Below are 14754 nucleotides of genomic sequence, written 5' to 3'. Positions count from 1 at the left end.
AGAAAATTTGCACCTGTAAAAAACTTAACAGCCTGCTCTCACATTTTGCTGATGATTCAGTGTATTAGCATCTAATTGAACATTTCCTTTTTTGGCATCTGCCTTTCTAGCGTGTGCAAAACCTTCTTGATGATTGAGTCAGCGAAGGCAGCGCGCAGCTCAATATCAATTCAATAACAATGGATTTGTAAACGTGGACAATAAGACATTTAAATTATCAACAATTGCCAAAACCGTACTGCCTTTGATTTCCGTCGCGGTAATCAGCGGTTGTGGTAGTGATAGCACGAACGAAGATACGACGAACCCTGGCTCAGGCTTGTACCCTGCGGGAGAGAACGAAGTCGTCATTTATTACAAACGTGACGTAGCATCAGCTTCAACAGCAAGCGACTACGAAGGTTGGGGCTTGCACCTATGGAACGGTGAGGGCTGTACCAGCACAGATTTAGACGCAATGGGCATTCCGGGAACAGGAACGGATTGGTCTGCGCCACACCCATTCGATGGCATCAACGACACCTACGGTGCTTACTACGTACTGAAAATAAACCCTGACGCCTCTGACCCACACGAATGCATGAACTTCATTCTGCACAAAGGTGATGAGAAAGCGTTCGGCAGCGCAAACTCAAAAGTAGAGTTGACGAAAATCGGCGAATCGAAAGGTTTGTTTGGCTTCCACGGCAGCAGTGAACTTTACTACGAGCCAATAGAAGAGCGCCCTGTTGATATTGATGGTCAAAAAGCGCATTGGCTAGATGCCAACACCATCGCGTGGGAAGCGGCGGCCAATGCGGATTCCATGAAGCTGTTCTACAGCCTTAGCAATGACATCAAAATGGATGAAGATAAGCAAATCTCTGGCGGTACAGCGGTTGAGCTGACAAAAGCTGGTGAGTTGTCTGATGGTCTGAAATCACGCTTCCGTCACCTTGCTAGCCTTCAAGCTGCGGGTATCGATGTCGATGACGCGACCTTGCGTACGATCCTGAAGTCACAAATCGTTATGGTGGCTTACAACGCAAATGGTGACGTCATTTCTGCAACTGAAGTGCAAAAACCGGGCGTTTTGGATGCGGTGTTTGCCGATTCCAAGGCAGGTAACGCGATCGGTCAAGAACTCGGTGCGATTGTGGAAGGCGGTGCCGCAACCTTCAAACTATGGGCACCAACTGCCCAAGATGTTGATCTGATAATCTACGATGAAAACTTAGCAGAAGAAGCGACCGTTGCCATGACGGAAGACCCAGCAACAGGTATCTGGGTTTCTGAGGCACAAAGCAACGTTGTCAACAAATACTATCGCTACCAAGTTAAGGTATACCACCCAACAACTGGCGTCGTTGAAACGCGTTTGGTAACAGACCCATATTCAATGAGCTTGTCTAAGAACTCACGATACTCACAAGTGGTTGATTTAGATGATCCAAGCTTAATGCCTCAAGATTGGAAAAACTACGCACGCCCAACGGTTAAAAAAGACGAAGACCACGTCCTTTACGAGTCACACATTCGTGATTTCAGCTTTAACGACAGCAAAGGCACACCAAGTCTTGATGGCAAATATCTGGCGCTTACAGAACCTGAGCGTGAGTCTGTATCTCACTTACAAGCTTTAAAAGATGCTGGCCTAACAACGCTACATATCTTGCCAGCATTTGATATTGCAACCGTGGATGAAGACGCTGACCAGCGAGTCGATATCACCGACACCGTGGGTAAACTTTGTGGCATCAAGCCAGAAGCCTCCATTTGTGAGACCGAAGATGACGGCAAAGTAATTGAAGAGGTATTAAATAGCTACGACCAAACAACGGGCAAAGCACAAGCGTTGATGAACGATCTTCGCATGCTAGACAGCTTCAACTGGGGTTATGACCCTTACCACTACACCGTGCCAGAAGGCAGTTATGCGACCGATCCTAACGGGTCTAAGCGTATTCTTGAGTTCCGCGAAATGGTTCAAGCGACGCATAAAATGGATCTGAAACTGGTCATGGACGTCGTGTACAACCACACAAATGCATCTGGTGTGAACGAAAAATCAGTACTGGATAAGATTGTCCCTGGGTACTACCACCGCCTAAACGTCAACACTGGCGGCGTCGAAAACTCAACCTGTTGTGATAACACCGCAACCGAGAACTTGATGATGGGTAAACTAATGGTTGACTCATTGATGGTATGGGCGGATGACTATAAAGTCGATGGTTTCCGTTTTGACCTTATGGGCCACCAGCCGAAAGATGTGATGGTTTACGCACTTGAAAAAGTCCGTGAAATTGATCCGAATACTCTGTTCTACGGCGAAGGTTGGGACTTTGGTGAAGTCGCGCAAAACGCTCGCTTCGATCAGGCGACACAAGTCAACATGGCAGGGACAGAAATCGGTACTTTCTCTGATCGTCTGCGTGACGCAGTTCGTGGCGGAAGCCCGTTTGATGGCGGTGTAGATTCAGAAGGTAAGCACCCACTTCGCTTTAACCAAGGCTTTGGTAATGCTGCTTACCCTAACGAAGAAACCAAAACTGACGCAGAATCGGTGAATGGTCGTTTACACAACCAAGATCTGGTTCGTCTAGGTATGGCTGGTAACTTGGCTGACTACATCCTTCTTGATTACAAAGGCGAAACCAAACTGGGTAAGAACGTTGATTACAATGGTGCGCCTGCAGGCTACACAAAAGTGCCATCAGAGAACATCTCTTACGTGTCTAAGCACGACAACCAAACATTGTGGGATAACAACGCCTACAAGATTGCGACAGGCACTTCATCTGCCGAGCGTGCACGTATGCAGTCTGTGTCCCTATCAACGGTGATGCTTGGTCAAGGCATTCCATTCATCCACATGGGTTCTGAGCTATTGCGCTCTAAATCCATGCAGCGCGACTCTTACGATTCTGGTGACTGGTTCAACCGCGTCTTCTTCGACGGCAGTGACAACAACTGGAACGTAGGTCTGCCTCGTGAAGACAAAGACGGCGCAAACTGGGAGCTGATCAAGAAGATCGTTTCTGATACGACAGCGAAGCCAGATGCAACCGACATTGAGCTAACCAAACAACAATTCCTAGAACTACTAAAAATCCGTAGTTCAAGTGAACTGTTCCGCTTAGATACCGCTCAAGAAGTCATGAACCGTGTTGACTTCCGCAACGTTGGTAAAGACCAAGTGGAAGGCTTGATCGTTATGTCTATCGACGATGGTAAATCAGCAGGTGCCGATTTAGATTCGAACTACGATGCTGTCGTGGCCGTTGTGAACTCAACATCAACTGAGAAGTCTTTCAAAGTTGCTGGCGCAACTGGTTTCGAGTTACATGAAGTTCAACAAAACTCTGCGGATGACATCGTGAAAGGTGCAAGCTTCACCAATGAAACGTTCACAGTACCAGCACTGACAACAGCGGTATTCGTGCAGCCACAAAACGGCGCACAAGGTGCTGGCCTACCAGTAAACACGGATAACAAAGACGTATCGAGCATTCCTCCTTACGGCGAAACCGTTGTTTACGTGAAAGGCACGATGAACGAGTGGTCTGATAGCAGTGATTGGGCGATGACCTTTATTGGCAACGGTATGTACTCTGTAACTGGCGTTCTTGAAGCTGGTGAACACGAGTTCAAATTCGCGGACTCTGGTTGGGCAAATCCAAACATCGGTTGTGATATTGCGAATATAGCTTCTGGTTCACTAGACTTAGGTTCAGAAGGTAACTGTAAGCTGTCTGTTGCTGAAACAGGTAAGTACAACTTCACTCTGAACGCGCTGCATGTTCAAGATGAAAGCGTAGAAAAACCGGTCGTGTCAGTGACCAAATCAGCAGATGCACCAACATTCGGTGAAACAGCACTTTACTTACGTGGCACTATCACTACATGGGATGCTCCAGCACAAGACTCAACAGCGAAGTTCAGCTATGTTGCAAATGACGTTTATTCGCTAGACATTGACCTAGCGGCGGGCAACTACGAGATGAAAGTTGCGAGCGCAGACTGGGCAGCAGACACCAACTTCGGTGGCGAAGGCAGTGTTGAGCTTGGTAAAGCGCTAACGATGGAAGTCGGTGGCGGTAGTGCAAACCTGAAAATTGCGATTGCAGAAGCAGGAAATTACAACTTCCATTTCAATGCGGCTGACAAGTCAGCGCCAATCGTAACCGTCACGAAGAACTGAGTTCTCCAGTTTTCACAACATCCGTAAATACAAGGGGAAGCATTATGCTTCCCCTTTCTTATTCTCAATGGTTCGCCGTGAGATTGACTCGCAATGTTGAAACCAATTGCGCGTTAATTCCCCCAAATTTGCTCAACAAATTCAGGATGATCGATAAACGGGTTGCGGTTTCCTTGGAACTCAAACACCAAGTCATTGCGACGGATTTCTTTCGCGCTAACAGGATCATTTTTGTGCCAACGTTTCAGCATGTTTAGCATCCAAGGTTCAAATACGTTCGTACTGGTGCCATCCAACACCGCGTCAGAGTTGCTCGTGTTGTTCTCCCAATTGCCAATCACGTTCTCGTAACGGGTTGCCATGTAAAAATACGCGCGCGCAAAATCGCCTTTAAACTCATCAATCGGCTCAAACACGGTGCCTGAATAACCCAGTGCTGTGCTCGCTTGACCTAGCTTAGAACCATTGCTGGAAACATAAGTCGAGGTGCCCACTTCGCCAAATGGCCAGTTGCTACGTTTGGCGTTTACATAACCATCGGTGACAAACAAATGGTGACCGTCTGAGTTCATCGGTTCAACTTTTCCACCAAACCAGCTTTTCGGGAACGAGTGTTCACGGTTGTAGCAATCCCCTTCTTGACTGTATTGACCGCATTGGTCGGTTACTTTCGTGAAACTCACTGCATCGTTGCCCGCAGGCTTCTCTGAATACATATCAAGAATGGAGCCGTCTTTCTCGTAGTAGTTATCCAAATCTACGTCTTTTACCAAAGTCCAAATCGCTGAATAGCCACGGCTGGAGTGATTATTGATGATGTTAAACAACGCCGTTTTGAGTGCGTAGCCTGTCTTGCCAGACGCGGCTTGATAATACCCATCAACCACTGGTGGAGTCGTGGTGGTGTCACCTAACGTAAAATCAGTGGTTTCGCTTTTGGCGAACTCAGCGCCAGAAGCAAGGGTCTTGGTTCCTTCCATCAACGTGTACGAACCCGCGCCACTTCCACAACAAATGCCGTCACCATACTCATCTTGAATGGTGAACTGGTAATCACCGTCGGCTAAACACATGCTTTTTTCAACGGTGGTTGCCGACTCATAACCCTGACCAGAGAACAGCACTGCGGATTGGCTGTTTTTCAGCGTCCAACTCGTTTCAGAGCCATAGTTGTCGGTCGTGAGAGTCAAGACCACTTGGTGATCACTACAGCTCTCTACGGGAGGCTGCGTGCTTGTCTCAGTCGGTTGAAAATTATCGACGTAGACAACTTCTGAGCCATCAAAACTGGCTTCATCGTAAAAACGCAAACCGACGTTGATGGTCTTGTTCGAGCTCGCTGTGTAGTTGTGCGCGAGCTCTTGCCACTGGTTTATCTGTTGTGGGTTCGAGTAATTGTGATAACCATCAACCACCAGACGTGCTTTTACATTTCCTTCGGTATGATAAACCGAGACAGAAAACGGATAGGTTTTCCCTTGCTCCACATTAATGGTTTGCAAAAAGTCGGTGTTGCTTTGGGTACCTGTATTCACGACGAGCTGGGCAGCCAGACCACCCGATTTGATTTGCTCGCTGCTTGGCGACACTGTAATGCCCGCGTCAATCTCTGACCACTGCGTAGGTACATTGCCATTCCACTGCTCAAAGTCACCGTTGATAATTTGGCTATATGCAAACGGAGAGCTAACAGCAGCAAGGAGACAGAGGGAGTTCGTTATGGATTTCATTATACTTTTCCATTAGTTATATAAATCCCAAACACGATAAACATATTAGTGGGGCATAAGTAATCCTTCAGTCACATTTTTACGTTGCACAAGTGTTAATTTACTTTTTAATGTGCAGCTTATCTCACAAATATTCACCTGCTGAAAACAAACGCCAATACAAAAAGCGAAGCTACTTGTTGGCTACATCGTCGTAAAACCATTAAGGGAAAAGTAAAACAGACAGAAAAAAGCCAAGTGTGCGCCTATGGGGGTCAGCAACAACACTTGGCTTGTTTATAAGAAAGCTTGTGGTCAGCTCAACTGGTGAGCATCAATTCTGGATAATTCCTTAAGGTTTTACCGCAAAGAATCGCCCTTGTAATGGCGACATCGGAAGTTGATATTGACCATTGCTCGGAGTAATTTTTTCTTTCGTAAGCAAATCCACCAACTCACCAGTACCAACACTCTCCTGAGTAAGAGTGACGCTTCTAGCGCTCTCTAAGGTATTTAGCGCAAACAAGACTTTGTCCGAACCAGATTGTTTCAAGTCCACATAACTGCCGTTACTCGCAACTAAATTCGTGCGTGACCCCTGATAAAGTGCAGGATGCGCATCGCGCATTGTCATCAGCGATGTCACATAAGATTTGAGATCGGCTTGGTTTGCATCAAGCGTCGCCGTCACGCCTTCAATTTTCGCACTGCTGCGCGCAACGTGATCATCGCACAAACCTTGAATGGCGCAGGTGCTGTTGTCTTCTTTTACGGCAAAACCATCCACTTGATCCCCGATTTCATCACCGTAGTACAACGTGATTGGCCCGGTGTACGCCGCTTGGAAAGCAAACGCGGCTTTATGGCGTAACCAATATTCTGCATCATTCACATCCGCTAAATTTCCGCGCTGTAACAAGTCACCAAAGCGCACTAAATCATGGTTGCCGATCATCAAATTCGGCTGCGCATGTGTTGGATATTGGTTGTGTGTGCTGTAGCCGTTGTCTAACCAATCCGCACCGCGACCACCCACGCCGCTCTCATTCACGGCCAAAGTTTCAACGAGGCGATATCGCATAGGGAAGTCAAACGCAGAGCACAATGCTGGATCGCTGTTCGATCCATACGCCTCATTCGCGATTTCAGACTCCCCTTTCCAAATCTCTGCCACCATGTAACCCAACGGATTCACTTGTTCGCCTTTGCTATTGGTGTACGTCACACTTTGTGAGGCTTCATCGACGGCTTTACGAATTTGTGTCCAAGCGTCTGTCGGAACTTGATAGGCTTGATCTAAACGCCAGCCGTCAATCTTCAGTTCTTTGATCCAATACGTTGCCACTTCTTTGTAGAAATCGAGACTGGCCGGGTAATCAACGGGATTGCTCGATCCCGATGGCAACAAACCGGAAGGAGATGGTTTGATCAAACCATCTTTGTGATGACCAAATACACCATCAAAAAACACGTATAAGCCGCGTTTGTGTGCTTCCTCGACCAAGGTTCTCGCCGTTTCTAAATCACCAAAACGTGGATCAATGGTGAAGTAATCCGTTGCAAAGTAGCCCGTGGCATCCAGGTGTTCTTGGCCCGCTATCGCTTCCGATTCAAAAACTGGCGTCAACCAAATCGCGTTCATCCCTAAATCTTGGATGTAATCGAGTGAATCAATCACTCCTTGCAAATCGCCGTTATGATGGCTGGTGCCATAACCTGTACCGTGACCAATGCTCGCATCACCATCCACAAAACTCTCTACCATGATTTGATAAGTACGAAGTTGGTTACTTTGCGCCATGACATTGGCTTGGCAAGCATAACTGGTATCCGGTAGCGGAGTGCTGCTATTAGTGTCGCTACCACCAGAAGAATTACACGCAGATAAAGCACCAATCACACTTAACGCAAGCAACGATCGAGACAGGCGATGGTTACGTAGGATATTACGCATTTTATTCTCCCTAACTTACTCAAATAAACTACTGACATTTGAGTAATAAAATTAACCCCGACATTTGTTTCATGCAGGGGTTAATAAATAAAAATAGATTTTAAATAATTGAATGGAATATTATTGGCACTTATTTACCATAATTGAATAAGGTGAGCCATCATCTGTAAATTCTAAACTCCAAAGATATTTACCAGGCTCTTTAATTTCTAGTTTTGTATCTGTACCGTAACCACCGTAAGTCAGTTCATTTAATTGTCCGACCGATAATTTTTTACCTTTGGCAGTAAACTGTGGTTTCCATTGTTCAGCGGCATACTGCATTTTATAATTACCTGAAATTTCATCGGTAATCACTTGATAGACATTGTTCCCCTTATAGGTCAGCTTGCGCTCGGCAGTGTGCTTCCAATCTGCATTTGGGAAACTACCTACAACAAAAATGTCTTTAGACAATGGGCCAGATTCGGCTGAATCCGGCAAACTACAATTTGTCATCATATCAATCTGCGTGCTCGTAAACGCAACCGCATTATTTACTTCACCTTGGGTTGTATTTTCTGATGATGTGGACGAGCAAGCAGACAAGATAGACACAGCAGCTAAAGTACATGCTGTATTTATAATTATTTTTTTCACGTTATATCCTTATTTTTATTAGACCAAGTACTAATTAAATTAGAACATATATATTATGGATCGAAATAAAATAAATTTTAAATAGGAATAATATAATATGTGAAAAAGATAACTAAATGCGTAATAAAAAAGCCGACTATCTTAGCCGGCTTTTTAAAATTATCTATTTACTATTAACTGCTTTTACAAATACTTCTTGCGCACCTTCAATTCCTAACGCTTTTGCTTCATCAAGTAAGCTCAGAGCTTTAGGGATATCATCTGCTTTTACGGCCGCTTTAATTGCGTTGTGGTAGTAAGTTTGTGTTTCAGGCTGTACTGATTCAACCGCCTTAGCCGCAATTGGAGCCGCCGCTGGTTCATTACTTGATGTTCCGATTGAGAAGAAACTCACACGGTCAATCGAGACTTCAATCTTACCTGTATCACTGTTAGGAATTGGAATATCTTTTACTTCTGGTAAGTAGTTACCTCTCCCCTCAGCGTCCAAACGCGCGGGGTGAATCACTTCGGTAAACCCGCCAAGGTCGGCTTTATCTGTATAAATAATAAGATAAACAGAATCTAATCCCGTTGGGGGGAAAAAGTCTTTTTCGGCAGCCAAGCGATTACCAAGATGCAGGCGAGGTTTTTTGTACTCAAATTCAGTTTTATCATAATTTTCGAGCTCTCTACCATTTTTATCGACAATAACTGCTCTTGGTACAAAAGCCGTCTCTTCGATTAGACTGGTGATTTTAATAGCAAACTCACCACGATCTGCTGGAAGCTCAAACACAGCGACACGGCTATCGATATTCTGATACTTCAGAACTTGGCTTTGAGCAGTGATATCAATAATGGCAGAGCTAGGAAGCTTCATTTTTACCGATTGAAGTTCAGAGAGTGTGTCAACTTGTTGCATTTGAGCAACTTGAACTTGTTCGATAACTTCAGTGGATTGGCAGCCAGCAAGCGCTACACATCCACTTAACATGAGGGCACGGAAGTACATACTTTTTCCTTCTAGTTATTTTTCTAAAGGTTTTGGCACTAAAGCATCTTAGAGTGACTTTAATGAAACGTCTAACTTTTCAATAACCCTTAGAAAAATAGCCGACTGATGTCGGCTATTTGACTAGGACAGCTAGATAACTAAGAGTTTATTTGATTACCACCAAGCCTCAGCTTGAACACCAAATACGAACTCTGTATCGTCACCGTTGAACGTATTGTCATTTTCAGTATCTAGCAAGTAAGTTCCGTATACACGTAGTTCTGGACGAGCCCAGAAGCTGTCACCCATAGCCCAAGCTTGAGCAACTGTGAATTTAGCATTACCAAAATCTTCTTTTGCTAGGCCACTATCTGCGATTTTCTCACCAGAGTTGTAACCCGCTTCGAATACTGTGCGCATTGTATCGTTCCACTTGTACATAGGACGAACAACTACAGAATATTGATCAATATCGAAGTTTTTACCTGTGTAAGCGCCAGCAGCTTGACCACCAATGTCGCTACCTGATAGGTAAGCAAGTTGGTGACCCATTTCCCAGTTCTCAGCTAGGTTCATTACACCCCAGTTGATCAAACGGAAGCCTGATGCATCATTAAATGCCTCTGTACCTCGCGCGTAATAAGCACCAGATCCCCAGAAGTTAGCAGCTTGAACACCGTAACCATTTGTACCGTATTGAAATACTGTTTGGTTAAAACCGTTACTCATACCTTGATGGATAATCGCAGACGCCAATACGCCGTCATCCGCTTCTTCTTTTGCATCGTTAGAATCTGTCGCAAAGTTGTAAGCAACAGCCAACTCAAGAGCAGCATTATCCCAAAGGCCGATGTTCGCTAAACGAGCATCAAAGATGTAACCCGTTGAATCTGAAGTTTCACCATCTTGAATCAATGCTAGAGATAGTTTTTGGTTGCCTACTGAGAGGTTTTCGATACCACCACCAGTACCAGAAGTGTTTAGGAAATAGAAATCAGTGATGTGGATATCTTTACGCTGGTAGTAAGTTTTACCAGCCCACATAGTTGCGTCTTTATCAGAAGCAATCAGACCTTTAGCTTTTACAGCAAACTGAGCAACGTTAAAATCAGCATCTTCCCAACCATTCGCACCAGGAGCACCAGAAGCAATCATAGATTCGATACGCCAAGTCTGGTCACCCATTTTCAACTCTTCCGCCAAACCAAACTCAGAGTAGTTATCGTCTTCGTTACCCAGACGACCAATACCAAATTTGTTTACAGCAAGGTCACCATTACCATTACCGCTGATACCAGTACCAGCGCGCATGTAACCGTTAAAATCCACTGCAAACGCAGAACCAGCAGCTAAAGTTGCAGCAACAGCAGCAGCAATTACACTTACTTTTTTCATTCTTAACTCCATTAAGGGTATTTATAATTCTGTCTTCCCTGCTCACTCTTTTAGGTGAATATAGGCAGTAAAAACACACCTAAAGAAAGAGAGGTAAGATGGGAACGAATCCCCGTTTGTTTCAACAGTTGTGAGATTACCCGAGGCGTACAAGGATGACTTCCTCCGCCCTAAACTAATTTAAGGGGGATGAGAAGGGAGTAGAAAATTTACCGAATGGTGTTTTTTCGAGTCAGATCACCAATCTAGGGAGGAATTAGTAAGTTTGTTCGGTTTTGAGCCGCTACAAAGTGATAGCCATTTCATATTTTTGACTCTAAGCCGTCACATAAAGTAATTAAATTACACGAATATTTTTATATTTAGGGTGGTTGACCTTAGTAAGACAAAGTTTTTAACTTATAGTTTCCTAAAGGTAGCAATAAATATTAAATAAAGTATCTCCGATGACACGACTTCTCTCTCGCCCCTACCCCCTGGGCGCAACATTGAATAAAGAAGGCTGTAACTTCTCTATTCATGCTCCGGGCGTAAAAGACATTCAACTGGCATTGTTTGCAGACGATGGCAGCTACGAGCTTCGCGGTTTACCGAATGAATACGCTGGCATACGTCATACTTTTATTCCAGATATTGAGCCGGGGCAAAAATACGGTTATCTTGTCTCCCACAAGGACGAGCCACTGTTAATTTCTGATCCGTACGCAAAATCAATAGATAAAGCCCTCCACTATCATCCTCCCTACTCTCCAGCCAAAAGTTTCGATATGCCGAAGTGCGTCGTTATCGAAGATGATTTTGACTGGCAAAACACGGATCACCCGCGTATACCCAGAGAAGAGATGGTGTTGTTTGAGACGCACGTCAAAGGGATTACCCAACGCCACCCAGAGGTTGAGGACAAGCTGAGGGGGCGCTATTTAGGTCTTGCATCACCTGAAATGCTGGCCTTTTACAAACAGCACAACATCAACACGCTGCAATTGCTACCTGTCGCAGCATGCATGCATGAGCCTCACCTACTAGAGATGGAAAAGGTCAATTATTGGGGATACAACCCTTATCTCTTTATGGTGCCCGATCCGCGCTACGCAGAACAAGACGCCGTTACGGAATTAAAAACAACAATTCGCGAATTGCATAAAAACGGCATCGAAGTGATTCTCGACGTGGTTTACAACCACACTGCTGAAGGTGGTGAAGGGCCTACAATTTTCAACCTGAAAGCCCTCGACTCCTGTTTTTACATCAAACATGGCAACCACTTCGCCAATTACACTGGCTGCGGAAATACAGTGGATCTCACCTACCAACCAGCCTTAAACCTTGTGATGGATACATTGCGCTACTGGGTTAGCGAATTTAAAGTCGATGGCTTCCGTTTTGACTTGGCTGCAACGTTAGGTCGACAGGGCGATGATTACAACCCAGAAGCAGCTTTCTTTAAAGCCGTTGCGCAAGACCCAATTTTGCGTGAAACCAAATTGATTGCCGAGCCTTGGGATATTGGTCCAAATGGCTACCAAGTGGGTAACTTTCCATTTGGTTGGAACGAATGTAATGACAAACTGCGTGATATTTCCCGCAGTTTTTGGCGCGGTGATCAAGGCTATTTAAAAGAGTTTGCCACTCGATTAATGGGCTCTCGTGACATTTATAGTGCAGCGAACTGGCCATACAAACTCACCGTAAATTACATCACGTATCACGATGGCTTCACACTGCAAGATTTAGTGTCTTACAAGCACAAACATAACGAAGCCAATGGCGAAGAAAATCGCGACGGTCACGGCGACAATCGTTCAGAAAACTACGGTGTTGAAGGCGAGACCGAAAATCTGATGATCATCGCCACGCGTGAGAAGCAAAAACGCAACCTTATTGCTAGCTTGCTGTTTGCCTTCGGTATCCCACACATTCTCACTGCTGATGTTCTGTCTCACACCCAAGGCGGTAACAATAATGCCTATTGCCAAGACAACGAAACCAGTTGGCTGAACTGGGAAGAGACAGAACGTAAGCAACATTTCAAAGCATGGATGTCACAAATGGTCGCCAACCGAAATCAATACATGGTGCCATTTATCCGAGCTTTCAGTGGCGAAAACCGCAATAACAACCGCATTTTCTGGCGCCGAACAGACGGTCGCTTAATGGAGCACGATGATTGGAACCGTTTAAGCTCTGTCGCACTTCACCTTGGTATCGGTAAAGAAGGACAAGAGTTGGTCTACCTCATCAACCAAACTAACGCCACAGCGCGCTTTAAGCTCCCCAATGAGCGAAAGCAAGAATGGGTGACGATCTGTGATACAAACGTACGTAACCTCAACCCAGGACATGCTGAAGGCGAAGTCTTGCTGTCACCCACCTCGATGGTGATTTTGCACTATCAACCAAACCAAAGCACACCAAAAGGTGAGCAAACGCATAGCTAAATTATAAACGTTCCAAAAAAGGAAAGCCGATGCATCTCAGTGCTTCGGCTTTTTTGTTGGTTAGATGTGCCTAACTCATTATTCGCAAGGCGGCGCTAGGTGAATCAAAGCTAACCCACCCTGTGACGTCTCGCGGTATTTCTTGTTCATGTCCTTGCCCGTTTGGTACATGGTTTCAATCACCTTATCCAACGAGATCAAACATTTACTATTACGCTTTAGTGCCATGCGAGATGCATTGATCGCTTTCATTGCACCCATTGCATTACGCTCAATACACGGTACTTGCACTAAGCCACCAATTGGGTCACAAGTCATGCCTAGTGAGTGCTCCATGGCGATCTCGGCCGCAATACAAATTTGCTCATTACTACCACCACGCAGCGCGGTCAAGCCAGCTGCCGCCATAGAAGAAGAAACACCGACTTCGCCCTGACAACCTACTTCGGCACCCGAAATAGACGCATTAGTTTTGTACAAAATGCCAGTCGCACCGGACACAGCAAGGAAGTCTTTAAGCTGTTTAGTATCAAGCTCTTTGATGAAGCGATGGTAGTACATCAATACCGCCGGAATCACACCCGCCGCACCATTAGTTGGCGACGTTACGACTTGTCCACCAGCCGCGTTTTCTTCACTCACAGCAAAAGCAAACAGGTTAATCCAATCCATGATTTCCATCGGATCGTTTTCGATTGCTTCATTTGCTTCAAGCTTCTTCAGTAAGTTAGGCGCACGGCGGGTCACATTCAAGCCGCCATCCAAGATGCCTTCTGTTTCGAAACCACGCTCCATGCAACGCGTCATCACACGCCAGATCTGTTCTGCACGTTGATTGATGGCTTCCATATCCTGAAACGCTTGTTCGTTTTTCAGAATCATGCCGCCAAGGCTCATGCCATTCTTCTCTGCCTGTGCCAACATTTCGTCTGCACTGGAGAATGGAAGCTCAACTTCTACGGGAGCAGTCGCACTGCCATTTTGCAGTTCATCCGCCGTTGCGATGAAACCACCACCGATAGAGTAGTAAGTTTCAAACCCAACCTGATTGCCGTGCGCATCTAACGCAGTAATCGTCATTCCATTCTCATGCAGAGGAAGGTTCTCTTCATGGAACAACATGTCCGTTTTGTAGTTGAATTCGATTTCATGACGGCCATCGACAGACATCATGCCCTCTTCAATCGCCTTGCGCATCGCTTTGTTCGCAGAAGCGATTTTGATGGTATCTGGTTTGTTACCCAACAGACCCAAAATGGTCGCACGGTCTGTATGGTGACCAATCCCCGTTAACGAAAGTGAACCGTATAAATCAACTTGAATACGAACCACTTTTGCCAAGTTAGATTCAATCAAACGAGTGAAGTGGTAACCCGCGATCATTGGACCATTGGTGTGAGAGCTAGAAGGACCCACACCAATCTTGTAAATATCAAAGATGGACAGCATAAACTTACCTA

8 protein-coding genes are annotated in these 14754 nt (G+C 45.4%); 2 read left to right on the top strand and 6 right to left on the bottom strand.

Going from position 1 to position 14754, the window contains the following annotated elements:
• Positions 1-193 precede the first annotated feature (193 nt).
• The gene (gene pulA / locus J4N40_RS22985) at positions 194-4183 is read left to right on the top strand and encodes a pullulanase-type alpha-1,6-glucosidase (RefSeq protein WP_250654542.1); all 3990 of its coding nucleotides are present in this window, start codon (positions 194-196) and stop codon (positions 4181-4183) included.
• Positions 4184-4296: 113 nt separating this feature from the next.
• Here pulA and J4N40_RS22980 read toward each other — a convergent pair whose 3' ends face one another.
• The 5 genes from J4N40_RS22980 to lamB form a co-directional block, all read right to left on the bottom strand.
• Positions 4297-5913 (bottom strand): endonuclease, encoded by a 1617-nt coding sequence (locus tag J4N40_RS22980; RefSeq protein ID WP_213972099.1) that lies wholly within the window; start codon positions 5911-5913, stop codon positions 4297-4299.
• Positions 5914-6244: 331 nt separating this feature from the next.
• Positions 6245-7846, bottom strand: a complete 1602-nt coding sequence (locus J4N40_RS22975) for an alpha-amylase family glycosyl hydrolase (RefSeq protein ID WP_213972098.1) — start codon at positions 7844-7846, stop codon at positions 6245-6247.
• 120 nt (positions 7847-7966) lie between these two features.
• Positions 7967-8485 (bottom strand): early set domain-containing protein, encoded by a 519-nt coding sequence (locus tag J4N40_RS22970; RefSeq protein ID WP_225466189.1) that lies wholly within the window; start codon positions 8483-8485, stop codon positions 7967-7969.
• A gap of 163 nt (positions 8486-8648) precedes the next feature.
• Positions 8649-9479, bottom strand: a complete 831-nt coding sequence (locus J4N40_RS22965) for a MalM family protein (protein ID WP_053307972.1) — start codon at positions 9477-9479, stop codon at positions 8649-8651.
• Positions 9480-9635: 156 nt separating this feature from the next.
• Entirely contained in the window at positions 9636-10856 is a 1221-nt protein-coding gene (lamB, locus tag J4N40_RS22960) for a maltoporin LamB (RefSeq protein ID WP_213972097.1), read from the bottom strand.
• Between the two features lie 446 nt (positions 10857-11302).
• Here lamB and glgX point away from each other — a divergent pair, with 446 nt between their 5' ends.
• Positions 11303-13294: a glycogen debranching protein GlgX gene (gene glgX, locus J4N40_RS22955; RefSeq protein ID WP_250654541.1), complete on the top strand. Its 1992-nt coding sequence runs from the start codon at positions 11303-11305 to the stop codon at positions 13292-13294.
• 78 nt (positions 13295-13372) lie between these two features.
• Here the strand turns inward: glgX and J4N40_RS22950 are convergent, their stop codons facing one another.
• The gene (locus tag J4N40_RS22950) at positions 13373-14743 is read right to left on the bottom strand and encodes an L-serine ammonia-lyase (RefSeq protein WP_250654540.1); all 1371 of its coding nucleotides are present in this window, start codon (positions 14741-14743) and stop codon (positions 13373-13375) included.
• Between the last annotated feature and the right edge of the window lie 11 nt (positions 14744-14754).

The sequence above is a fragment of the Vibrio sp. SCSIO 43097 genome, from assembly GCF_023650755.1.
GTDB classification, from domain to species: domain Bacteria; phylum Pseudomonadota; class Gammaproteobacteria; order Enterobacterales; family Vibrionaceae; genus Vibrio; species Vibrio alginolyticus.
The sequence above is the reverse complement of the archived record's forward strand: the minus strand, read 5'-3'. Positions and strand labels throughout refer to the sequence as shown.

Coding starts and splice junctions, on each gene's coding strand:
- J4N40_RS22980 (WP_213972099.1), bottom strand. CDS start 5,913: ATGAAATCCATAACGAACTCCCTCTGTCTCCTTGCTGCTGTTAGCTCT.
- J4N40_RS22975 (WP_213972098.1), bottom strand. CDS start 7,846: ATGCGTAATATCCTACGTAACCATCGCCTGTCTCGATCGTTGCTTGCG.
- J4N40_RS22965 (WP_053307972.1), bottom strand. CDS start 9,479: ATGTACTTCCGTGCCCTCATGTTAAGTGGATGTGTAGCGCTTGCTGGC.
- lamB (WP_213972097.1), bottom strand. CDS start 10,856: ATGAAAAAAGTAAGTGTAATTGCTGCTGCTGTTGCTGCAACTTTAGCT.
- glgX (WP_250654541.1), top strand. CDS start 11,303: ATGACACGACTTCTCTCTCGCCCCTACCCCCTGGGCGCAACATTGAAT.
- J4N40_RS22950 (WP_250654540.1), bottom strand. CDS start 14,743: ATGCTGTCCATCTTTGATATTTACAAGATTGGTGTGGGTCCTTCTAGC.